General features: G+C 65.7%; 19 protein-coding genes. 9 read left to right on the top strand and 10 right to left on the bottom strand.

Annotated elements, in window-relative coordinates; translation table 11 throughout:
* Window positions 1-60 precede the first annotated feature (60 nt).
* Window positions 61-615, top strand: a complete 555-nt coding sequence (locus G503_RS0101915; RefSeq protein ID WP_035021450.1) for a gamma carbonic anhydrase family protein — start codon at window positions 61-63, stop codon at window positions 613-615.
* A gap of 133 nt (window positions 616-748) precedes the next feature.
* Here the strand turns inward: G503_RS0101915 and G503_RS16200 are convergent, their stop codons facing one another.
* The 6 genes from G503_RS16200 to trxA all read right to left on the bottom strand — a co-directional run bounded on the left by G503_RS16200 (window position 749) and on the right by trxA (window position 6,180).
* The gene (locus G503_RS16200; RefSeq protein WP_156891874.1) at window positions 749-883 is read right to left on the bottom strand and encodes a LysR family transcriptional regulator; all 135 of its coding nucleotides are present in this window, start codon (window positions 881-883) and stop codon (window positions 749-751) included.
* A 40-nt stretch (window positions 884-923) separates the two neighbouring features.
* Complete coding sequence (locus G503_RS0101905) at window positions 924-1,754, bottom strand: purine-nucleoside phosphorylase (RefSeq protein WP_035021448.1); 831 nt, start codon at window positions 1,752-1,754, stop codon at window positions 924-926.
* Between the two features lie 291 nt (window positions 1,755-2,045).
* Window positions 2,046-3,206 carry a N5-glutamine methyltransferase family protein gene (locus G503_RS0101900; protein WP_035021446.1) on the bottom strand — a complete coding sequence of 387 codons (1,161 nt, stop codon included), beginning with the start codon at window positions 3,204-3,206 and terminating at the stop codon, window positions 2,046-2,048.
* A gap of 260 nt (window positions 3,207-3,466) precedes the next feature.
* Window positions 3,467-4,540 (bottom strand): peptide chain release factor 1, encoded by a 1,074-nt coding sequence (prfA, locus tag G503_RS0101895; RefSeq protein ID WP_236759088.1) that lies wholly within the window; start codon window positions 4,538-4,540, stop codon window positions 3,467-3,469.
* 141 nt (window positions 4,541-4,681) lie between these two features.
* Window positions 4,682-5,635, bottom strand: a complete 954-nt coding sequence (locus G503_RS0101890) for an NAD(P)/FAD-dependent oxidoreductase (protein WP_028026246.1) — start codon at window positions 5,633-5,635, stop codon at window positions 4,682-4,684.
* 236 nt (window positions 5,636-5,871) lie between these two features.
* Window positions 5,872-6,180, bottom strand: coding sequence for a thioredoxin (trxA, locus tag G503_RS0101885; protein ID WP_028026245.1), 309 nt, complete (start codon window positions 6,178-6,180; stop codon window positions 5,872-5,874).
* Window positions 6,181-6,405: 225 nt separating this feature from the next.
* Here trxA and G503_RS13180 point away from each other — a divergent pair, with 225 nt between their 5' ends.
* The 8 genes from G503_RS13180 to G503_RS0101840 all read left to right on the top strand — a co-directional run bounded on the left by G503_RS13180 (window position 6,406) and on the right by G503_RS0101840 (window position 17,352).
* On the top strand, window positions 6,406-7,794 hold the full coding sequence (locus G503_RS13180; RefSeq protein ID WP_051190827.1) for a cation:proton antiporter: 1,389 nt from the start codon (window positions 6,406-6,408) through the stop codon (window positions 7,792-7,794).
* 174 nt (window positions 7,795-7,968) lie between these two features.
* Window positions 7,969-8,457 (top strand): zinc ribbon domain-containing protein, encoded by a 489-nt coding sequence (locus tag G503_RS0101875; protein WP_028026244.1) that lies wholly within the window; start codon window positions 7,969-7,971, stop codon window positions 8,455-8,457.
* Window positions 8,458-8,652: 195 nt separating this feature from the next.
* Window positions 8,653-10,572 carry a threonine--tRNA ligase gene (gene thrS / locus G503_RS0101870; protein WP_028026243.1) on the top strand — a complete coding sequence of 640 codons (1,920 nt, stop codon included), beginning with the start codon at window positions 8,653-8,655 and terminating at the stop codon, window positions 10,570-10,572.
* A gap of 93 nt (window positions 10,573-10,665) precedes the next feature.
* On the top strand, window positions 10,666-10,950 hold the full coding sequence (locus tag G503_RS0101865; RefSeq protein ID WP_028026242.1) for a DUF997 family protein: 285 nt from the start codon (window positions 10,666-10,668) through the stop codon (window positions 10,948-10,950).
* Window positions 10,943-12,463 (top strand): sodium/pantothenate symporter, encoded by a 1,521-nt coding sequence (panF, locus tag G503_RS0101860; protein ID WP_235715468.1) that lies wholly within the window; start codon window positions 10,943-10,945, stop codon window positions 12,461-12,463. Before G503_RS0101865 ends, panF begins: the two co-directional genes overlap by 8 nt.
* Window positions 12,464-12,700: 237 nt before the next feature.
* Window positions 12,701-13,081: a helix-turn-helix domain-containing protein gene (locus G503_RS0101855; RefSeq protein ID WP_028026240.1), complete on the top strand. Its 381-nt coding sequence runs from the start codon at window positions 12,701-12,703 to the stop codon at window positions 13,079-13,081.
* The gene (locus G503_RS0101850) at window positions 13,081-13,686 is read left to right on the top strand and encodes an AAA family ATPase (RefSeq protein WP_035021444.1); all 606 of its coding nucleotides are present in this window, start codon (window positions 13,081-13,083) and stop codon (window positions 13,684-13,686) included. Before G503_RS0101855 ends, G503_RS0101850 begins: the two co-directional genes overlap by 1 nt.
* A 471-nt stretch (window positions 13,687-14,157) precedes the next feature.
* Complete coding sequence (locus G503_RS0101840) at window positions 14,158-17,352, top strand: isopeptide-forming domain-containing fimbrial protein (protein WP_028026238.1); 3,195 nt, start codon at window positions 14,158-14,160, stop codon at window positions 17,350-17,352.
* Here the strand turns inward: G503_RS0101840 and G503_RS0101835 are convergent.
* The 4 genes from G503_RS0101835 to G503_RS0101820 all read right to left on the bottom strand — a co-directional run bounded on the left by G503_RS0101835 (window position 17,310) and on the right by G503_RS0101820 (window position 23,067).
* Window positions 17,310-18,026, bottom strand: a complete 717-nt coding sequence (locus G503_RS0101835) for a response regulator transcription factor (protein WP_028026237.1) — start codon at window positions 18,024-18,026, stop codon at window positions 17,310-17,312. The two genes, G503_RS0101840 and G503_RS0101835, sit on opposite strands and share 43 nt — an antisense overlap.
* Window positions 18,004-19,746, bottom strand: coding sequence for an ATP-binding protein (locus G503_RS0101830; protein WP_051190826.1), 1,743 nt, complete (start codon window positions 19,744-19,746; stop codon window positions 18,004-18,006). The genes G503_RS0101835 and G503_RS0101830 overlap by 23 nt, the downstream gene beginning before the upstream one ends.
* 111 nt (window positions 19,747-19,857) lie before the next feature.
* Window positions 19,858-20,433 carry a 4Fe-4S dicluster domain-containing protein gene (locus tag G503_RS0101825; RefSeq protein WP_028026235.1) on the bottom strand — a complete coding sequence of 192 codons (576 nt, stop codon included), beginning with the start codon at window positions 20,431-20,433 and terminating at the stop codon, window positions 19,858-19,860.
* A 12-nt stretch (window positions 20,434-20,445) separates the two neighbouring features.
* On the bottom strand, window positions 20,446-23,067 hold the full coding sequence (locus G503_RS0101820) for a molybdopterin-dependent oxidoreductase (protein ID WP_028026234.1): 2,622 nt from the start codon (window positions 23,065-23,067) through the stop codon (window positions 20,446-20,448).
* Window positions 23,068-23,072 lie beyond the last annotated feature (5 nt).

Below are 23,072 nucleotides of genomic sequence, written 5' to 3'. Positions count from 1 at the left end.
CCGTTCTGCGCTAAGGTGGGCAGGAGCAATCCTTGCAGGCAACCGGAGAAGGACAGAGACATGGATTACCGCCAAGTGAAGATTCACCCCGAGGCGCGCATTGCGCCCAACGCCACCATCATCGGACATGTGGAAATCGATCGCACCGCCACCGTGCTGTTCAACGTCACCATGCGCGGCGACTACGACAGCTGCATCCGCATCGGCGAGGGCTCCAACGTGCAGGAGAACAGCTGCCTGCACCTCGATTACCACCAAGACTGCACCGTGGGCCGCGGCTGCACCATCGGGCACGGGGCCATCGTGCACGGCTGCACCCTGGGCGACAACGTGCTCGTGGGCATGGGGGCCACGGTGATGAACGGCGCTGTGGTGGGGTCGAACTCGCTCATCGCAGCCGGCGCCCTGGTAACGGAAGGGGCCCAAATTCCCGAGGGATCGCTCGTGGTGGGCGTGCCGGGCAAGGTGCGCCGCGCCCTCACCGCCGAGGAGATCGCCAGCAACCGAGAGGCCGCCGAGGGCTACGCGGCGGTGGGTCACGATCTGGCCGAGCAGGGCATCCTCTACTACGGTGCCGACCTGCCCGGCGACATCCGCACCATCGCCCTGGCGTAAGACGAGCGCAGCCCGGCGCCCTGTCGGCCCGGCAGGCAAGCAACCCAATTCGCTTGCCTGCCGGGCCGCGACGCGTGCAGGCTCAGTTGGCGCGGGAGCAGGCGAAGGAAAGCAACCGCTCGGCCATATCCGATCAGCGCAACTCCGCCTCGAATCCGCGCAGCGCGCGATTTGCCCCCTGCGGTGTCATGAAGCACGCCTCGGCCGCCTTGGACACCGACCCTTTTCGATACATCCCCTCGAACAACGTAAGCGCCTCGATGCTCACCGTCCGCCCCTTCCCCAGCCCGCTTGCGGCCACCGGCCTCCTACAGCTGCTCCAGAATTCCCTCGACGAGGCGGCAGAAGTCCTCCTCACGGGTTTTCGCCACCTCGTGGACTTCCTCGTCGGAGGGGCTCGCCCCTTCCACCCCACAGGCCATGTTGCTCACGAGCGACATGCCGAGCACGCGCATCCCCCGATGACGCGCGGCGATCACCTCCTCGCATACCGACATGGCCACCGTATCGGCTCCCCAGGCGCGAAACATCCGAATTTCCGCCGGCGTCTCGAAAGAGGGGCCCAGAAGCCCCAGGTACACTCCTTCCTGCACGGGGATGGCCAGCTCGGCCGCCGTTTCGCGGGCAAGCTGGCGCAGCGCAGGGTCGTAGGCGTCCAGCATGCTGAAGAACCGCGGGGCCATGGCGTCGGGCTCGGTGCCCACAATGGGATTGCGCCCGGTGAAGTTCAGCTGGTCGGCCATGATGCAGAAATCGCCCACTCGGTAGCTCTCGTTGATGGCCCCGGCCGCATTGGTGGTGATGAGCGTCGCCGCTCCCAGGCGCTCCATGAGCCACACGGGGAAGGCCACTTCCTGGGCCGTGTAGCCCTCGTAGCCGTGAAGGCGCCCCTGCATGGCCAGCACCGGCCGGCCGCCGAGCATACCGGCCACGAAGCGCCCCACGTGCCCGTTGGCCGTGGACGTTCCCATGCCCGGCACCTCGCCGAAGGGAATAAGCACGGGATCGGCGATGCGCTCGGCCAAGGACCCCAGCCCCGATCCCAGAATGAGCGCCACGTCGGGCCGGAAGGCGCCGAGCCGCTCCTCCATCACCGCCTGCGCCGCGTCCAGCGTTTCCAGAAGGCCGCCACGTACCATGAGGATTCTCCGTTCTCCTTTATATTCTCGATGCTTCGAACCGCTTTTCTTGTCCATGGACGAAAAAGTGGCACTCGATTGCGAAAAGTAAACGCCCGAACCCACTTTTCGCTGTTTTGCGCCAAATAGATGCGCATTTTGCGGGGTCGCGTTTTTCTTTTCTGCCGCTCAAACGCGAAAAGTAGCCAAGGGCGTTTACTTTTCGTATTTTAGCGCCACTTTCAGAGCTTTTTTGTCAAAAGAAGCGGCACCCGCAAAGGGAAGCAGGCAACCGTTGCGCGCATCCGGACATCAGCGGGCGGGCGGCTTGCGGCCGACCAGCACCCGCGGACGGCCGGTCAGGTCGTCCACGATGCGACAGTCGGCAAAACCAGCCGCCTCGGCGACGGCACGGGCCGCGTCCATGTGGCCCTCGTGCAGCTCGCAGGCGAGCACACCGCCGGGCTTGAGCGCGCGGGCGGCCCACGCGACCAGGGGACGGAACAGGTCGAGCCCGTCGGCGCCCCCGTCCAAGGCTAAGGTCGGCTCGAAGTCAGCCACCTCGGCCGGCAGGGCGGCCATCACCTCGGCGGGCACGTAGGGCGGGTTGGAGACCACGGCGTCGAAGGTGCCGAGGCGCTTCTCGCCGATACCCGACCCCAAACTGCACTGAAGCACCGCCACGCGATCGGAAAGCCCCAGCGCCTCGATGTTCTCGCGGGCCAAAGCCACGGCCTCAGGGGCGATGTCGGTGGCGATGACCCGCACATCGGGATGCTCGAAGGCCAGCGAGCAGGCGATGCACCCCGACCCCGTGCACAAATCGGCCAAGAGCAGCGGGCGCGCGGGCGCGGCCTGCTCAGCGTCCTCGGCTGATGCGGGACGGCCGAAGCCGTCCCCTACGGGGCGGTAGGCGACGTTCCCGTCACCTGCGGTCGCAGAACCGTCGGCCAATGCGGGGCGGTCGGCGACACCTTTCGTGGAGGCGGGCTTCAGCCCGCCCGCGGCGAGGCCTCCGACCGACTCTGCCGAAGCGACCCCCGCTTCCTCCAGCGCTTTCTTCACGGCCTCCACGGCCTCGCGCTCCTGCTCGGCCGCTTCGGTGCTCCACCGCGCCTCGCGCTTGCCGGGAGCCGGCAGGGCCGCCAGCACCTCGCTCACGAGCACCTCGGTCTCGGGCCTGGGGATGAGCACGCCGGGGCGCACCTTCACCGTGATGTGGCGGAAGGCCACCTCCCCGGTGATGTACTGCAAGGGCTCCCCCGCCCCGCGCCGCCGCACGAAGTCGCGCAGCACCCCGCGCTCTTCTTCCGAGAGCGGCCGGTCGAAGTTCACGAACAGGTGGGTGCGGGAAAGCCCCGTGGCCTCGGACAGAAGCCACTGGGCCGACAGCCGCGGGTTCTCATCCCCCTTCTCGGCCAGATACCCCTCAGTCCACTCCAGAGCAGATTTTATGGTCCAGATATTATTCAACAATATCGCCCTTTGTCACATAGGTTCGCCCAAGGAAGTCAGCGAGGATCCGACAGGTGCCTGGAATTGCCTTGAGCGAACAGCCCCGTGGGCTGTTCGGCACCGTCCATGCGCCCGAGAGGGCGCGTTCTGAGCGGCATCGCCGATCAGAACCAAGCAGCCTCAGGGCTGTGAGGGAAAGCGCTGAATGGCAACGCCAGGTGCCTGTCGGATCCGCAGCATCGGCTCGTCCGCTCGTCCCGTCAGGGCGAACGGAACCATTAAACCGCCGCTTCCAGCTTCTGGGCGCGATCAGCGGCCTGCAGGGCCGTGATCACATCGCCCAGGTTGTCGCCCAGAAGCACGCCGTTGTAGGTGGAGTTGAAGCCGATGCGGTGGTCGGTCACGCGGTCCTGCGGGCCGTTGTAGGTGCGGATCTTCTCGGAGCGGTCGCCCGAGCCGATCTGGGCCAACCTCTCGGCGCCCTCGGCGGCCTGCTGCTCGGCGAGCATCTTCTCGTAGAGGCGGGCGCGCAGCACGGCCATGGCCGCGATCTTGTTCTGCAGCTGGGACTTCTGGTCCTGGGACTGCACCACCAGGCCGGAAGGCAGGTGTGTGATGCGCACGGCCGAGTCGGTAGTGTTCACGCACTGGCCGCCCGGGCCGCCAGCGCGGTACACGTCGATGCGCAGGTCGCCCTCGTTGATCTCCACTTCCACCTCGTCGGCCTCGGGCAGCACCGCCACCGTGGCCGTAGAGGTATGGATGCGGCCCTGGCTCTCGGTCTTGGGAACGCGCTGCACGCGGTGTACGCCGCTCTCGAACTTCATGACCGAGTACACGTGGTCGCCCTTCACCTTGAACTGGATCTCCTTGAAGCCGCCGGCTTCGGAGGCCGAAGCGTCCATAGTCTCGGTCTTCCAGCCCTGGGCCGCGGCGAAGCGCTCGTACATCTTGTAGAGGTCGCCGGCGAAGATGGCGGCCTCATCACCGCCGGCCGCCGCGCGGATCTCCACGATGATATCCTTCTCGTCGGCCGGGTCGGCCGGGATGAGCATGAACTTGATGTCCTCTTCCAACGAGGGCAGCCGCGCCTCGATGCCGGCGATCTCCTCCTGGGCGAACTCCTTCATGTCGGCGTCGGAGAGCATCTCCTTGGCCGCTTCCAAATCGTCCATGGCCGCCACGTACTCGGCGGCCTTCTTGGCCAGCGGCCCCTGGGCGGCGTACTCCTTGGCCAGGCGGTTGTACTCCTTCTGGTCGGCGAGCACCGCCGGATCGCCCATCTTGGCCTGCAGCTCGTCGTAGGCCTCGATGATCTTGACGAGCTTTTCCTTCATATCAGTTTCCTGCATGGGTGCGTCCTTTGCGTGAAACGGGGTGGGTTCAATAGCGCCCGCAAGCGCAACGTCATATTGTAGCAGAAAGGCACACCGATGAGGCGCCTGTCGGCCAATGCCCACAGGCGCGACAATGCGGAAGGCCGGCAGGGAGCCTTAGGCGTTCAGGAAGTCGGCGGCCGATTCGGCGCAGTTGGCCCCGTCGGCCACGGCGGTCACCACCTGGCGCAGCTCCTTGGTGCGCACGTCGCCGGCGGCGAACACGTCGGCGGTGGCGGTGCGCCCGGTGCCGTCGGCGATGATGTAGCCGCCCGCATCCAGGGCCAAGGCCCCGCCGAGGAACTCGGTGTTGGGAGTGGTGCCCACGGCGATGAACACCGCCGACACGGCCAGGTCGCGCACGCCATCGGTCTTCTGGTTGCGAATGCGCAGGCCGCTCACGCGCGGCCGCTCGTCGTTCTCGGTCAGAAACTCGACGGCCACGCTGTCCCAGCACAGCTCCACGTTGTCCAGCTCGGCCAAGCGCTGATGGTAGATGGCCGTGGCCCGCAGCTTGTCGCGACGGTGCACCAGGTACACCTTGCGGCAGATGCGCGCCAGATAGATCACGTCGGCTGCGGCGGTGTTGCCCCCGCCGATGACCGCCACGTCCTTGCCGCGGAAGAAGTTGCCGTCGCAGGTGGCGCAGTAGGACACCCCGCGACCGCGCAGCTCCTCTTCCCGGGGCAGGCCCAGCTGGGCCGCCTTGGTGCCCGTGGCCACGATGACCGTACGCGCGTAGTAGATGCCGAAGGGCGTGGTCAGCTTGTTCGGCTCGGCGGAGAAGTCGACCGCCGTCACCTCCTCGGAGATGGTGCCCGCGCCGAAGGAGGACGCCTGTTCGTACATGTCCATGGACAGCTCGAAGCCGCTCGTGGAGCGAGTGTATCCCGGGTAGTTCTCCAAGTGCTCGGTCTGGGCGCACTGGCCGCCGGGCGAGAGCATCTCGAACATGGCGCAGGAAAGCCCCGCCCGCGACGCGTACAATGCCGCTGTGAGCCCGGCCGGCCCGGCGCCGACAATGGCCACATCCAGCACCTCGCGCTCCGCGGCCCCAGCCTGTTCTGTCATAAACGCTCCCCTTTCGGAAAAAGGCGACCGAAAGGCCGCCCCTAAAAAATAATTACCATCTCACCCCATCGGTTCGCCCAAGGAAGTCAGCGAGGTTTCGACAGGTGCCTGGAATTGCCCTGAAGCGCGGCCGAGCGGCCTTCGCGCCGCGAGGGAAAGCGCTGAATGGCAAGGCCAGGTGCCTGTCGAAACCGCAGCATCGACGTTCCCGTCGTTGCGTTAGCAACGGCGGAACTTTAAAGCATCGCCAGGATGTTCTGCTTGGGCTGGGCGCCGAGGCGCTCGTTCTTGATCTGGCCGTTCTCGAAGACGATGAGAGTAGGCACGCTGGAGACCTGGTACTTGAAGGCCAGATCCGGGCTCTGATCGATGTCCACCTTGTACACGGCCACCGAGCCGGCCTTCTCAGCCGCGATCTCGTCGATGACCGGAGCCACCATGCGGCACGGGCCGCACCAGGTGGCGAAGAAGTCCACAAGCACCGGAGTGGTCGCCTCGAGCACCTTGGTCTGGAACTCATCGGCAGTCTTGATTACCTCTGCCATGATCAACCTCCTAGGAAGTAGGGAATCCGAACAAAGCGACGACGGGCATCTGCCGCGCCGCAGTGCTTCAAATTGTAGCGTCCCGCCGACAGCGGCGTTCGGGTAAGCGGGATTGTCAACCTATTGACACAAAATCGTGCGATCCCCGATGGGCGGCCGCCCGCGCTGCAGGGCGACACTCGGTGTATCATAAGGCCAATGGTCACACTCGGAGAAGGACCCCCTATGGTAACCGACCTCGTATCCCTCGCCTTCATCGCGCTCATCGCGTTTCTCTGCCCCATCCTCTGCCGCCTCATCCCCAACAAGGCAGTACCGGAAACGGTGCTCTTGCTGGCGGCCGGCGCCCTGTGCGGCCCCCACGTGCTGAACATCGTGCAAGTAACCGACGCCACGTCGCTTCTGTCCGATCTGGGCCTGGCCTTCCTGTTCCTTTTGGCCGGCTACGAGATCAGCCCCAAGAACCTCACCGGCGCCGAGGGCAAGCGCGGGGCGGCCACCTGGGCCGTCACCTTCGCCATCGCGGCCGTCGTCGTGGCAGCGTGGCCCTCGTTCTCGCTGTTCTCCGTGGACGGCATGGCCGTGGCCATCGCGCTCACCACCACCGCCCTGGGCACCCTGCTCCCCATTCTGCAGGAGCGCAAGCTCATGGACACGCGCATCGGCAGCGAGATTCTGGCCTACGGCACCTGGGGCGAGCTTCTGCCGGTGCTGGCCATGACCCTGCTCCTGTCCACCCGGGCGAAGTGGGAGACCATGCTCATCCTCATGGCCTTCGTCGCCATCGCCCTGCTCACTGCCGCCGTGCCGAAGCGGGCCGAGCGGCTGGGCGGCTGGGTCTACCGCTTCGTGGTGGAAAATGCCAACACCAACTCCCAGATGCTCGTGCGCACGGTGAACCTGATGCTCATCGGACTCACGGCCATCTCGGCCCTGTTCGACCTCGACATCGTGCTGGGGGCCTTCGCCGCCGGCTTCATCATGCGCTACCTCATCCCCGACGGCGACCCCACCCTGGAGATGAAGCACTCGGCCATGGCCTACGGCTTCTTCATCCCGCTGTTCTTCGTCGTGTCCGGCGCGAAGATCGACGTGACCGCCATCGCCGCGAACCCGGGACTTCTGCTCATGTTCATCGGGCTTCTGCTGTTCGTGCGGGCCCTGCCCATCTTCATCTCCCTCAGCCTGGGGAAGACCTCCCGCGACATGACCGTGCCCGAGCGGCTGACCGTGGCCTTCTACTGCACCACGGCCCTGCCTATCATCGTGGCCGTCACCACCGTGGCCGTAAGCGCCGGGGCCATGGGTCAGGCCACGGCCAGCGTGCTCGTGGCCGCCGGCGGCATCACCGTGTTCATCATGCCGCTTCTGGCATCGCTCACGGCCCACTCGGTCAACGCCGATCTGGGAAGTGCTTTACGGGAAATCCGCGAGCATCCCCGGGCCGTCGGGCACATCCTCGCCGAGCACCGCCGCCGCGAGCGCGAGCTGCACCGCCAGCTGAAGGAGCGCCTGCGCGCCGCGGGCCTTAGGCACAGCGACGTCTTCGACCTCACCGAGCGCTGCCCGGGCGGCGTGTGCCCCGCCCCCGAAGCCGAGGACGACGGCCGCTAGGAGCGCGGCCCCGCGCCAATGGCGGGATATGCGGTACATTCGTGCAGGTATCTCAGACGGCGCTTCTTTTTTGCTATACTATGGGGCCGTGTCATCAATTCTGGTGACCTAGTCATTCATCGGTCCGCCGCGCGCCCCCGCGAGCGGCCAGAGGATTCAAAGAAGAGGTTTTCAATGAGCGAGCTTTTGGCGCAGCTTTGGACACCGGAGCTGCAAGCTGCCTTCACCGTCGTGCTGGTTCTTCTGGTCATCCTGTACGTGCTCTCCATCGTGTGGGTCGTGCGCGACGCCTACCTGCGCGGCACCGCCTGGTACATCTGGGCCATCGTGTCGCTGGTGCCGGTGCTCGGCGTGATCGCCTACTGCCTGCTGCGTCCGCCCCTGCTGCAGCTCGACCGCGACGAGCAGGAGCTGGAGATCGCCCTGAAGCAGCGCCAGCTGATGAAGTACGGCGAGTGCGCCGCTTGCGGCTACCCCGTGGAGGCCGATTTCGTGCTCTGCCCGAACTGCCACACTCAGCTGAAGAACCTCTGCATGCGCTGCAACCACGCGCTGGAGCCCTCCTGGACGGTGTGCCCCTACTGCGCCACCCCCGTGGGCGCGCCGGCCGCCTCCACCGGTCGTCGCCGCAGCTCGCAGGGCCGCTCCGGCTCGCAGAAGTAAGCACGAGCCTGTTGCGGGGAGGCGAATCCGTTTGTTTCCCCCTTGTTTTCCGATTAGAGCAGAGTCGCCCCGGCGGCTCTGTTTTAATAGTACGGGCCGGAAACGCCGGCCACTCTGTCAATCGCTCTGGTAGTCAACGCCCGGGCGGAAAGGCGCAGGTGCTCTGTCTGCACCCGGCGCCGGAAAGGAACCAGTATGGAAATCGTATTGCCCGACGGATCGAAGAAGACCCTGGAAGCCGGTGCCACCGTTGCCGACGTGGCCGCCTCCATCGGCGCGGGTCTGACGCGCGCGGCCCTGGCCGGCATCGTGAACGGCACCCCCGTCGATCTGACCGCTCCCGTGGCCGACGGCGACACCGTGGCCATCGTCACCGCCAAGAGCCCTGAGGCCCTCGATCTGCTGCGCCACTCCACGGCCCACCTCATGGCCGCCGCCCTCACCGACCTGTACCCCGGCGTGAAGTTCGGCGTGGGCCCGGCCATCGAGAACGGTTTCTACTATGACGTGCGGCTGCCCGAGGGCGTCTCCCTCTCCCCCGAGGACTTCCCGGCCATCGAGGCCCGCATGGCCGAGATCGCCAAGGCCGCCCCGGCCATCGAGCGCGAGGAGGTCACCCGCGAGGCGGCCCGCGCCCTGTTCGCCGACCAGCCCCTGAAACTGGAGCTCATCGACGAGCTGCCCGAGGACGAGACCATCTCCGTCTACCGCCTCGGCGCCTTCACCGACCTGTGCCGCGGGCCGCACATGCCCGGCGCCGACAAACTGGGCGCCTACAAGCTGACGAAGGTTGCCGGCGCCTATTGGAAGGGCGATTCCGACCGCGAGATGCTCACCCGCATCTACGGCACCGCCTTCTTCAACAAGAAGGACCTGGAGGAGCATTTGCACAACCTGGCCGAGGCCGAGAAGCGCGACCACCGCAAGCTCGGGCGCGAGCTGGGCATCTACATGATGGAACCCATGGCCGGCGTGGGCCTGCCGCTGTACCTTCCCAAGGGGGCGCGGGTCATCCGCACCCTGCAGGAATGGCTGCGCCGCGATCTGTACGAGCGCGGCTACGAGGAGGTCATCACCCCGCACATCTACAACGCCGACGTGTGGAAGACCTCGGGCCACTACGGCTTCTACCACGAGAACATGTACTTCTTCCAGATCAACGAGGGCACCGAGGAGGAGCCGCGCTATTCCGAGTACGGCGTGAAGCCCATGAACTGCCCGGGCCATGTGCTGCTGTACAAGAACGAGCTGCACTCCTACCGCGACCTACCGCTGCGCTACTTCGAGTTCGGCACGGTGTACCGCCACGAGATGAGCGGCGTGGTGCACGGGCTTCTGCGCGCCCGCGGCTTCACCCAGGACGACGCCCACGTGTTCTGCACCAAGGACCAGGTGGTCGACGAGGTAGTGGCGATTCTGGAGCTGGTAGATTACATCATGGACACCTTCGGCTTCACCTACGAGGCCGAGATCTCCACGCGCCCCGACAAGTCCATCGGCACCGACGATATGTGGGAGCACGCCACCAACTCGCTCATGGAGGCCTGCAAACAGCGGGGGCTCGCCTATGAGATCAACGAGGGCGACGGCGCCTTCTACGGCCCGAAGATCGACATCAAGGTGAAGGACGCCATCGGCCGCACCTGGCAGTGCTCCACGGTGCAGATCGACTTCAACATGCCCATGCGCTTCGGGCTGACCTACCGCACCGAGGACAACACCGAGGAGACTCCCTGGATGCTGCACCGCGCCATCTTCGGCTCCATCGAGCGGTTCCTCGGCATCCTCATCGAGCACTACGCGGGCGCCCTGCCGCTGTGGCTCGCGCCGGTGCAGGTGGCCGTCATCCCCATCGCCGACCGTCACAAGGAAGCGGCGGCCGAGTTCGCCGGCGAGATCAAAGCCGTCGGCGGCCGTGTGGATCTGATGGACGCCAACGAGCCCATGAAGGTGAAGATCGCCAAGGCCCAGAGCCAGAAGATCCCCTACATGGTGGTCTTGGGCGACAAGGAAGTGGAGGAGCGCGTCGTTTCGGTGCGCGACCGCTCCGAGGGCGATCTGGGCCAGTGGGACCGCACCAAGTTCCTGGACGTGATCAGGGACGCCGCGATCTAACCTATCGCCAAATTCTATGGGTCTTGCGACCCATGCCGCGCGACACCGAGGGTACACTGCCCTCGGTGTCGTTTTTCAATGAGAGGAAAACCCATGGGAAAGAAGAGGTTCGCCACCTACGCCGCCAAGATGCGGCAGGCAAACCGAGAGGCAGTGGCCACCGTCGTGGCGCTCGCCGTGATTGTGGCCGCCTGGTTCGCCGGCGGCATCGGGCTGGCCGACTCGGGCATCGAGGTGTTCTCCACTCCCGTCTGGATCATCGGGGGAACCGTGGGCACCTGGCTGGTGGCGGTGCTGGCGGCCATCGTGCTGGCCCGCGGCGTGTTCGCCAACTTCAGCCTCGATGACGACGATGAGGAAGGAGCCGCCCATGAATAGCCTGCTGGAATCCTTCGGCAGCGACGGCACCTTGGATATGCTCATCCCGCTGGCACCCCTCGTGCTGTTTCTGCTGGTGGCCCTTGTCGTCAGCATCATCGTGCGCGCTCGCAGCCGTGCTGCCGGCGGCTCGTTCGTGAACCGCTACTTCATCGGCAACCGCGCCCTGGGCGGCTTCGTGCTGGCCATGACCACCATCGCCACCTACGGCTCGGTCAGCTCCTTTGTGGGCGGCCCCGGCCAGGCCTGGCAGATCGGCTTCGGCTGGGTGTACATGGCCGTGGTGCAGGTGACCGCGCTCGTGCTTCTCTACGGCATCTTCGGGAAGAAGATGGCGCTCGTGGGGCGCAAGCTGAACGCCGTGACCGTGGTGGACATCGTGCGCGCCCGCTACGGCTCCAATGCCCTGGCCAACATCTCGGCCCTGGTGATCGTGCTGTTCTTCGCCGCCACCATGGTGGCCCAGTTCGTCGGCGGCGCGAAGCTGTTCGAGGCGGTGACCGGTTACTCCTACACCGTGGGACTGGCCCTGTTCGGCATTGCCGTCATCCTGTTCACCACCATCGGCGGCTTCCGCGGCGTGGCCGTAACCGACGCGCTGTGCGGTATCGCTATGCTCGTGGGCATCGTGGTGCTGGCCGGAGGCATCCTGGAGGCTGGCGGCGGCTACGAGAACATCATGGAAACCATCGCTGCCACCAACCCCGCCATGCTGGAGCCCTTCTCCGACGGGGCCATGCCGCCCTCGCTGTACCTCACCCAGTGGCTGCTCGTGGGCGTGTTCACCTTCGTGCTGCCTCAGTCGGTGGTGCGCACGTTGGGCTACAAGGACACCAAATCGCTGCACTCGGCCATGATCTGGGGCACCGTGATCATCGGCGCCATGATGATCGGCGTCACCTCCTTGGGCGTGCTGTCGGCCGGCGTGCTCATGGAAGATCTGGCCGCCTACGGGGGCAGCGTGGACAACATCATCCCCACGGTCATCGTGGAGTCGCTGCCGCCGCTTCTGGCCGGTGTGGCCATCGTGGGGCCCGTGGCCGCCTCCATCTCCACGGTGTCGTCGCTGCTCATCTCGTCGGCATCGGCCATCATCAAGGACATCTGCCTGCACGCCTGTGCCACCCACGGCGTTCAGCCCCGCGAGCGCAAGGTGGCCGTATGGAGCCAGGCGACCACGCTGGTCATCGGCGTCATCGTGTTCGTGTTGTCCATCGTGCCGCCCGACGTGATCTGGAAGATCAATATGTTCGCCTTCGGCGGCTTGGAGACCGCCTTCTTCTTTGTGCTGGTCTGCGGCCTGTTCTGGAAGCGCGCCAACGCCACCGGCGCCCTGCTGTCCATGGCCGGGGGCACGCTCGCCTACTGCGCCTGCATGGCCGTCGGCTTCAAGGTGGCCGACTTGCACCAGATTGTGATCGGCATTGTCGTGGCGGCCGTGCTCATGCTGGTTGGCAGCCTTGCGGGCAAGCAGCGCAAGGATGCCAACCTGGCGGTGTTCTTCCCCGAATAGCTGGTTGTGGGCCGAGTCGTGGGTTGAGGGCGGACTAGAGCCCTCCCCTCTACGAACCTCTACCAGCCCCTACGACCCCCCCAGAGCCGCCGCTCGCGGCACCCTGTAGGGACGGGCTTCGGCCCGCCCGGACTGCTCGCATAACCTACTTTCACAAAGGGTCCCGCCGGGGCCCTTTTCCATAGCTGGACATGATATTATTATTGCGTTATCGCAATAATAATGGAAGGAACCGCCATGCTGTCAGTTTCCCAAGCCTCCGAACAGCTGGGCGTGTCACCGGCTCGCGTACGGGCGCTTATCAAGGCCCAGAGTCTTCCCGCCCGCAAATGCGGCCGCAACTGGGTGCTCCGCGAGGAGGACGTGCTCGCACGGCTGACACAGCGCCCTCGGGCCGGCCGCCCCCCTATCCAACCCGTCGAAAAGCACGTCGATCAGGAAGCGCCCGAGAAAGCCCGCGAGCTGTACCGCCAGTGCCGCGACCATTTCCAGCATTGCCCCTCTAGTGCGCTCATCGCCGCGGCCGAAAGCCAGGAAGAGGCCTCGTTCTACATGGCCGTGGCCGACTTCTTCCTTCAACAGCGCCAGGCCGATCTCATTGCGCGCGGAGTGTTCTGATGCAGCCAACCTACCTGGTGTTCGGAGGAGTCAACGGCGCGGGGAAGTCGACTTTCTTTCACACCGGCTTTTGGCGCACCGACGACTTGCCCACCTGTCTGCCGCGCGTCAACTCCGACGAGATCGTCATCTGTCACGGCGGCGACCCGCGCTCCGATGCCGATCAGATCAAAGCGGGCCGTACGGCTTTGGCGCTTATCGGCCGGTACTTCGAGTCGGGCACGAGCTTTAACCAAGAGACCACGCTGACGGGGCATACGGCCGTGCGAAACATCAGGCGCGCCCGCGCTGCCGGCTATCGCGTGGTCTTGTACTATATTGGCGTCGCCACACCCGAAGATGCCCTGCATCGTATCGCTCACCGGGTGGCCGTGGGAGGCCACCCCATCGACGAGCAGACAGTGCGCCGCCGTTATCGCGCCTCGTTACGCAACCTCTCGCACGCTCTGCCCCTCTGCCATGAAGCCGTCCTCCTCGACAACACCGTTGAATTCGTTGCCATTGCCCGCTGGACCAACGGCGTCCTCTCCTGGGTTGGCAACCTCGCCAAGCACGGCACCTGGCTCACCTCCGCCATCAGAGACGATACCCTCTGGAAAGCCTGAGGCGCCCTTACAGGCCGCCCGCACAGCAAGCGGACGATCGCCGCCCCACCCGTGGCGCCCGCAACCCCGACTACAACGAACAGGCTTGCGGAAAACGGAGCGAAGGGGTATATTCGGTCAGACCTCGCGCCGAAAAGGCGCCCGAGAGAAGGAGAAGCACCATGAAAGAGAAGCGGCAGGGGTCGCTTCTGCGCCTCGGATTAGCGGCGGCGCTCGCCTGCGGGATGACGCCCGCGGTCGCGCTCGCCGAGCCAGAGGCCCAAATCACAGAGACCCCCCCCCATCGAGTTTTCTGAGCCGGTAGCCGACGCTACCGACCCCGGCGAGACCACCCCGGCCGAGGGCGATCCGTCCGACAGCCAACCGCAGGGCCCCGATGCCGCAGGCTCCGCTTCTCCCTCTTCCGAAAAATCCGACACCGCTCCCCAGACGGGCGCTCCCGACGTAGCGCCCGGCAGCGCCCCCGACCCCGTGGCGCGCGCCCTCGCCGAGGCGGGACTCCCCCTCGCCGCCGCGCCCCTGGCCGATCCCTCCCCCGACGCACAGGGGTGGGTCACCTGCGGCGACCTGCGCGTGAAGGGCGGGACCTACGGCGTGGACTTCACGTACACGCCCGGCGCCGTGCAGTACAACGGGGCTGATTACGGCACATCGGACGTCGTGGAGGTGCTCACCTCCGCGCCCCTCGTCTTCTCGGATGCCGCCGGCCACAGCAAGGACGCGCCGGGCGCCACGGGCATCCAGGTGAACCCCGGCGTGCACGCGGCCATCACCTTGAACGGCGTGCATGTCTCCCATCAGATACCCCTCAATGTCATGACCCATAGCCTCGATACCGACAACGGAACAAAGGCGATGGAAGGCGCGCAGGTCAGGAACCGGACAAGCCTATATCTGGTACTGGCCGACCAAAGCGACAACAGCCTCGCGTCGTCGGGTGGACATCGCCCTGGCATTCGGTGCGGAGAGGGCTCGGATCTCGTCATTGACGATGCCGTTCGCAACCTCGATGCAGCCGGAAACATGGTGATTCCCATCGGTGGTGTTATCAACCGCGAAGTCACGCTCATAGACGGTAAGAAATTGACCGCAAACAGCACCCACACCGCCCTCGACAGTCGTAGCCCCGGAGTACTCACTGTTTCAGGCAGCGGGGCGGCCGCGGGCATCGGAGGCTCATGTCAGGAAAGCGGCGGCAGAATCACTATTAACGGGGGCAAGATAACAGCAAGCGCCTCGTATGGCGGCAACGATTCCGACACAGGAGCGGGGATCGGAGGAGGATCGGGCGGCAATACCACTGACACGACGCTCGCTATCAATTCAGGGCGTATCGAAAGCCATGGCGGCTTTCATTCAGCAGGCATCGGAGCGGGCGCCTGGAACGGCAATAACTTCGCCTCGCTCGCTCCTCCAGACACTATTCTGAGCAGAAACTACAACTACCCTCTCGCTGGCAACATTGAGATAAACGGAGGTCTCATCACCTCGGTGGGCGGCTCTCACGGCGGCGGCTTCGGCACCAGCTGCCACGGCGGCACAAACGCCGGCAACGTCATTAAGGTGACGGGCGGTACGCTGATCCCTAGTACTCTCGGCAGCACGTTCATGGACTTCGATGCTGGAAGCGAAGGGCGTGTCGTCATCGCGGGAGGCTCGGTTTTCTCATCGGGCCGCTTCCAAGGCCTCGGCGGTACAGCCTACGGCAGCGAAGGCGAGTACCGAGAAGAGGACAAGGTGTTCATGATCACCGTCGACCTAGCCTCGGACGGGGTCGGCAACGAGACCATAAACAAATGGGGCCTGAGCATCGACGGGGTGCCGCAGGGCTACGGCGCGCCCGCGCAGTTCCACGAGGGCAAGCTGTACCTCTGGCTGCCCGCGTCGGCCAAGGACAAGGTGATCTCCATCGACCTGGGCTACGAGAGGGAGGACGGGACGCGCGTGGAGCCGGACACCCTGTTCCGCGATCCCGCGAGCCCCGCCGACCCGGAGGACCCGAACCGCACGAAGCTGAAGCGCTACGAAGAGTTCGAGCTGGACCCGTCCTACCTGGCCGGCCTGAAGAAGTACTACGACGGACTGCCCCTCGAGGCCTACGACCTGGCCGCCAGGCCCATCGCCCCGCCGAAGGACCCCGACCGCGTGCTGAACGACCCCCTGGCCTGCGACTACAAGTACCAGCGCTTCGACGCCGTGGGCGGAAACGCCGTGTCCGGCGAGGTGTCCACGGGCAACAAGATGCCCTCCGACGTCGGGATCATGAAGTTCATCATGATCTCGCGGCAGTACTCCACCACCGAGGGCTTCAAGGAGAACTACTGGGGACACCGCGCCTTCGGGTGGTGCGAGATATGGGCCATCCCCTCGAGGGTGACAGATGTGAAGGCCTCGTGGGGCGCCGGGGAGGGCGCCGACCGAGCGCTGGCCGTGGAGGCCGTCGTCGAGCGGGGCGCCACCGTGGACGGGGCCGCGCCGGCAGCCGACGGGTCGAACCTCACCAAGCCCACCTGCGCCTCGCCCGAGGGCCGCGTGCAGCTGTACGTGGACGGGAAGCCCGTGGGCGATCCGGTGGAGCTGCGCTTCGAGGACGCGACGCTGCCCGACGGCACCGTGCTGCCCGCCAACGCCGTGCGCGAGGGCGACGACGCCGCGGGCCACCGCACGCGGGTGTCGCTGTCGGTGACGGCGGCCGCCGCGGGGCTCGACGCGGTGACCGCGGGCGCGGGCGAGCACCGGGTGTCGGTCCGCTTCCTGCCGCCGGACGCCGACCAGCAGGCCACGGGCGCGCCGGCGAACTACCTGGCCAGCGAGGAGCCCTCCGGGGACTCGGAGGCCCCCTGGGCGCCGGTGCAGGTGGACCCCGATCCCGCTATCGCCCCGGCGCCGAAGCTCGTCAAGAGGGCCGAGAACCTGACGCACCCGGGCGGCCCGACGCAGCCCGGCGACCGCATCCGCTACACGGTGACGGCCTCGAACGGGGCCAAGGGGTCGCTGTGGACCGACGCGGTGGTCACCGACCCGCTGCCGGCGTGCCTGGAGCTGGACGAGAGGTCCGTGAGGCTGGACAACCCGTCGGCGGCCATCGCCGACCGCGCGCTCTCGAAGGCGCCGTCGGTGGCTGCGTCCGACGTGGGGAGGTTCTCGCTGTCGGCGCCGGGCGCGGGCGGGAGGCCCGTGCTGACGGTGCCCGTCGGGGACGTGGCCGGCGGGGCCGCCGCGACCGTGGCCTGTCGCCTGTTGGAGGCCCCTTTTTCTTGGGCGACACATATTCGAACCGCCCGGCAACTCGGACATGATGCCCTTCGCAATCGAATATGCGAGCGTATTGCGAGCCTCACCTTCAAATCGCACCGACAGAACTTTTCGAGAAAATTCGCCAAAAAGTGGCACTCGATTGCGAAAAGTACGCGATACTCGCCCCAGCCTAGCGGCAGCCTGCCAGCCACCGTGCATTTACCAGGGAAAATGCCACTGCTTCCAACGGGCGATGGCGCTAAAGCTCGAAAAGTACGCACACCGTGTTTACTTTTTGAACTCCAGCGCCACTTTCAGCCCGCACAATTTGAAACGCGCTACCAAGGCCGCTCGCGCCACAGCCGCCGCCCGCTCGCCCTGCGCTATCACCGCTGCCCGTCGATCATCGACTCATCACCGAGGCGGTAGCCCTCGCGCCATACCGTCTGCAGATAGCGGGGCTTGGCAGGATCGTCCTCGATCTTCGCGCGAATCTTGCGCACGAACACGGCGATGCTGGCCGAGTCGGGCTGATAGGCCTCGCTCCATACGTTGGCCATGATCTCCTGAGCGGAGAACACCTCGGCGGGATGGTTCGCCAAAAACGCGATGATCTGGAACTCCTTGGGCGTCAGATTCACATAGCCGCCGCGCACCAGCACCTCGTTGCGCTTCAGGCGCACCTCCATGTCGCCCACCTTCACCACGGCCCGACTGCGACGCGCGGGCCCATCGTCGGCCAGGCGCACCCGCCGCAACTGGGCCTCGATGCGCATGGCCAGCTCTTGGCTGTTGAAGGGCTTGGCCACGTAATCATCGCACCCGGCAGCAAAGCCCACGCCCTTGTCCACAATGTCGCTTTTGGCCGACAGCATGATGATGGGCACCCGCGCATCCCGAGCCCGCAGGTCGCGACAGAGATCGAACCCGTTCACCTCGGGCATCATCACATCCACGATGACGAGATCGGGCCGCTCCCGCTCGTAGGCCTCCAAGGCCAAAGCGCCGTCGTACACCGCGATGCAGGTGTGCCCGGCGCGCTCCACGATGCGCCGAACCGCCTCGCAGATATCCCGCTCGTCATCGGCAATCAAAATCTTCATCGAGGCCCTCCTCGTCTATCACCGTCACAGGCACGCGCACGGTGAACACGCTACCCTGACCCAGCACGCTTTCCACCGCCACCGAGCCGCCCAGGGCCTCGGCCGTCTTCTTCACCAGGGAAAGGCCCAGGCCACTCCCCCGGTACTTGCGCGAGATGGAGGCATCGGCCTGAACGAACCGGTCGAAGATCCCCTCGAGCCGATCGGGCGCAATACCGATACCGTCGTCGGAAACCGACAGCACCAGCATACTCGCCGCCTCATCGAAATCAATGGCCAGGCGCACCCGACCGCCCGCATCGGTAAACTTCACCGCGTTGCTCAGCAGGTTCCCGACGATCTTCTCCAACTGCGCCCAATCGCTGCGCACCAAGGGCACCGCAGGAGATACCTCGCACGCAGTGCCCACCCCGCGCTGGGCGGCCAAAGGCTCGATGGGCGCCATGACCGTCGCCGCGAAATCCACGGCATCGATGACATCGTCGGCAATCTCCAGAGTGCCCGACTCCACCCGCACCATGTCCAGCACATTGTTCACCATCTCCAAAAGCACGTGGCTCTGCCGCTTGATCTTCTCGAAGCACTCGCGACTCTCGCGGCTGTGCTGCTCGCCGGAAGCCTCCCACAGATCGACGAACGCCAGGATGGACGTGAGCGGCGTGCGCAGCTCGTGACTTAAGATAGCCACGATGTTGGTGCGGTACTCGTTCTCCTCGGCCAGCTTCTCGTTGGCCTGCTCGAGCAGGGCGTTCGCCCGAGCCAGAGCGCCGCGCTGCTCTTCCAGCATCTCATTGGCCTCGCGATACATTCGCGTGCGCGTATCAACTTTCTCCTCCAGCGTCGCGTACAGCTCGCCCAGCTCGCCGGCCATGGACTTCACCCCTTGGGCCAGGGCGCTGATCTCGCTCACGCTGCCGCCGTCGGCCACCGGCGCCTTCAGATTGCCGCGCCCCATCTCGCCGACAGCCTCTTCCAGGTTCGTCAAAGGACCGGTCACTTTGCGGCGAAAGAACAGCAGGCTCCCTCCGAAGGTGGCCGTCAGAAACAAAAGGAAGAAGCCGATCATGAGGATGGTGCTGCGATCGATGGCGCTCTGGTACAAGTCGGTGGGCATCGTGATGCTGACCGCGCCGCCGATGTCGCCCACGCTCATGCCCTCTTTCTCAAAGCCCGTCACATCCAGCTCGCCGGCCGGGCCGCCGTGGCATTCCATGCAGGTATCGGTCAGATAGATGGCCCCCACGTAGCGGAATTCGCGCTTGCCCTCGCCGTTGTCCACGAAGCCGGTGTACTCGGTCGCGCCCTCGTTCTCGAAGGCCGCGAAAGCCGCGCGCTCGAAGTCGTCGGGCTCGTCCATCACGTTGCGCGGATTCAGGCGCGTGTAGCGCAGCAGGTACTGGTAGTCGGTGCTCATAGTGAAGAGCTTGCCCACCGATTTGCCCACCAGCGAGCAGTACAGCCCCTTGAAGTTGTAGGTGCCGTCACGGTCGTAATTGATATTGGGCTGCTCGTGGTCGATGAAGTCCCAAGTGGCGCGCACCGACTTCTCCAGCACGCGGGCCTCGGCCAACATCTGGCGCTCCATGGACTGGGCCTGCTCCTGGTACGAGCACCAGCCGTACAGGGCAATCAGCACCGCACCGATCAGCGTCATGAGCGCAATGTACTGCACCGCCAGCGGTCGTGGACGGCGCGCGCTTTTCTCCAGTCGCTCCCCCATGGCCTCTCCCTTCGGCTTTCGTCTCTGCGCCACCGATTTACTTTATCCCCAAGGCGACAAAGGCCGCAAGCCCGAGATGGGCTTGCGGCACGAAAGACAACACGCGCTCGCTTACAGGACGAGGGGCGCGCCCGCATCGGTCAGGGCCACGGGCCGGGCCTTGATCTGCGTACTGGGCCCGGTGTCGCCCTCGCCGATGGCGGGAAGGGCGTGCACCAGATCGGCCCCGTACTTCGCCGCCAGCTCGTCCACATCGCCGAAATCAAGGGCGCGATAGGGACAGGCCTCCACGCACGCGGGCAGATAACCCGCCTCGCGCCAAGCCGCGCACCCGTCGCACTTCACCGACAGTCCCGTGGTCTCGTCGATGGCGGGATGTCCGAACGGACAGGCGTTCACGCAGGTAGAGCAGCCGATGCACGCCTCGGCATCGCGCACCACCGTGCCATCGTCGTTCTTGGCAATGGCACCGGTGGGGCACTTCGCCATACAGGCCGGCGCATCGCAGTGGTTGCACGATGCCGACACGTGGTACATCTTCACTGCGGGATAGGCGCCCACCTGATGGCTCGTCACTTTGCGCAGCACAGGCCCTATGCCCAAGCGGTTCTTGTCCTTGCACGCAACCTGGCAGGTTTTGCAGCCGGCACAGCGCGTTTGATCGTAGTAGAAGCCAATGCGAGTCATGACACGCCTCCCTTACGCCACTTCGACGGCGCGCTGGGGCAGCTCGCAATCGGGCACGAGGGCCTCGCCGTCGTATTTCTCGTAATTGCAGTTGTAGTTGTTGTACCCCGACGTTCCCATGCCGCTCGTTACTTGACCGCACAGCACGTTGTCCATGCCGCCACGATCCACGCCTGCATCGGCATCGTAGTTGAGCCACGCGCCATGGGGCAGGGCCACGCAACCCGGCATGATCGTCTCGGTCAACGTCGCCGTGCGCAGCGTGGCGCCGTGGGCGTTGAACAGTCGCACCGTGTCGCCGTCAGCGATACCGCGCGCCGTCGCATCGACGGCGTTCAGGAAGACCGGATTCGCCCAGGCCTCGCGCAACCACGGCGAGGAATCCATCACGCCGTGGGCGCGCCGCAGATAGTGCGGGTTGTACATGATGAAGGGGTACTCGCTCGCCTCGCCGCCCACTTCGCGGTCGCGGAAGGTGCCCTCACGGCCCTCGGGCGATTCGACGTAATTGGGATAGGGCTTGTAGGTACCCGCGGGACTGTAGCCCATGGCGTTCAGCGTATCGGCCTTGTACTGGGAATAGATCTCGAACTTGCCCGACGGACTCGGCAGCGGATTAGCCGCTGGGTCGGCCACGAAGTCGGCGTAGCCAATGAAGGAGTAAGCATCCCCTTCCGAGCGCTTCACCGTATAGCAGCCGGCCGCCAGGAAATCTGCCAGAGCGATGTCGCCCTCCTGGGGCTCGCCGTCAACGCCCCACTCGGCGATGTCGTCCGCCGTGATCGTCACGAGCGGCGCGGTCTCGCCCCCGGGCGTCAGGTACGTGCTCGTGGCGATCTGGTTGAAGAACGCCTGCTTCTCGCTGATGGGCCACAGCTCATCGGGATTCATGCCCAGCTTCTGCGCAAGGGCACGGCCGATCTCGAACTCGGTCTTGGCCTCCCACAAGGGCTCGGTCACCTGGTTGTACACCACAAGCGTCTCCCGCGAGCGCTGATGGCCGGGGAATCCACCCACGCGTTCCCATTCCGTCGCGCAGGGCAGCACGATATCGGCGAAACGAGCCGTCGTGTCGAAGGTGTAGGCCACGTCGGTCACGAAGTCCAGCTTCTTGATGGCCTCCATCGCCGCCATGGTGCCCACAGCGGTCTGCAACGTGTTGCGCCCCTCCACGCACAGCCACTTGAAGTCGGCCTCCTTGATAGTCTCGGCATTGAACTCAGTGCCGTAGGCGGCGCCGGTGCTGTTGTAGCGGCCCTCCTGGATGCACTGCCACATCAGCGGCTCGGGCATCGTGTCAGCCACAGGATTCTTCGTTGCCGGCAAACCGGTCTTTCCCATGGTGACCAGCTCGGGACCGCCGGCGCCCGCATAGGTCTTGTAGGCGCCGCCGCAAGCGTGCCCCGACTTGCCGAAGTGCGCGCCCATGGCCCCCATGGTCATGAACAGCTGGGGAACGTTGTCGGCGCCGTTGCATCGGGCCAGGGCGTAATTGTGCATCAGCATAACCGCATGGTCGCGCCCGATGGTCTCAGCGAACCACACGATGTCGTCGACCGGCGTTCCGCACAGGGCGCTGGCCCACGCAGCGGTCTTGGGCACGCCGTCGTAGGCGCCTTCCAAATATCCGCGGAAGTGCTCGTCGGTGGTGGCGTCGGCGGGCATCGATTCGGCATCGAAGCCGACGCAGTAGGTATGCAGAAAGTCGAGATCGGCCACGCCCTGGGCGAGCATCTCATAGCACACGCCCAGCATGAAGGCGGTGTCGGTGCCGGGCAGCACGGGAATCCAACGGGCATCGAAGTAGGCGGCTGTCGCATTGTAGGAGGGGCCTACGTAGACGAACTGCACGCCGGCATCGACGGCCTCGTTGAAGTTGTTCATGGTGCTACCGCCCGACGACCAGGCGGAATTGCCGCCCATGAGCACGATAGTCTCGGCGTTCTTGTTGTCGAAACGGTCGTTGAGCTTCCCCAAGTCCTGGGAGGGCAACCCCAGCGGCCCCAGGTTGAAAGAATAGGTGCCGGCCGAGCTGGTGTCGGACAGATTCACGTGACCGCCCAGCTGATGCAGGATCTTGCCTACGGCCAAGGCCTTGGTGCCGATCACCGCCGTGGGACCGAAATCGCGATAGATGCGCTCGGCCTCCTGGGCGATGTAACCGAGGGCCTCGTCCCAGCTGATCTGCTCCCACTCGTCGGTGCCGCGCAAATCGCCGCGCGCGTTCTCTCCGCCGCCAGGCTGCCAGTGCTTGCGCTTCAGGGGGAACTTCACGCGGTCCTCGCCGTACACCTGCTGGGCCCGGGCGCGTCCGCGCGGGCAGCCCCGCTGCTGCAGCCAGCCGAAGCTGTCCTCGTGCGACGTCTCGCTTCCCTGGCGCACCACTTCCCCGTTGCGCACCAGCACGCGGTTCACGCAGCGGCCGCCGCAGTTGTCCCAGCACGCAGCGGCGATCCACGTTCCCTCGTCGATGGGCGCCTGGTCGCCCGTCTCCGCCAAACTCCCGCTCGCGCTCGGCTGCGGAGCGCAACCGGTCAGACTCGCCAGCCCCGCTGCGGCCGCCCCGGCAGCCGTCGCGGCCAGAAAGCTGCGTCGGGTCAATCGACGCCCGTCGGCGGCAATGGTATTGCTCATCGCTT

Origin of the sequence: Adlercreutzia mucosicola DSM 19490 (assembly GCF_000422625.1) — a bacterium.
Classification (GTDB): Bacteria; Actinomycetota; Coriobacteriia; order Coriobacteriales; family Eggerthellaceae; genus Adlercreutzia; species Adlercreutzia mucosicola.
The sequence above is the reverse complement of the archived record's forward strand: the minus strand, read 5'-3'. Positions and strand labels throughout refer to the sequence as shown.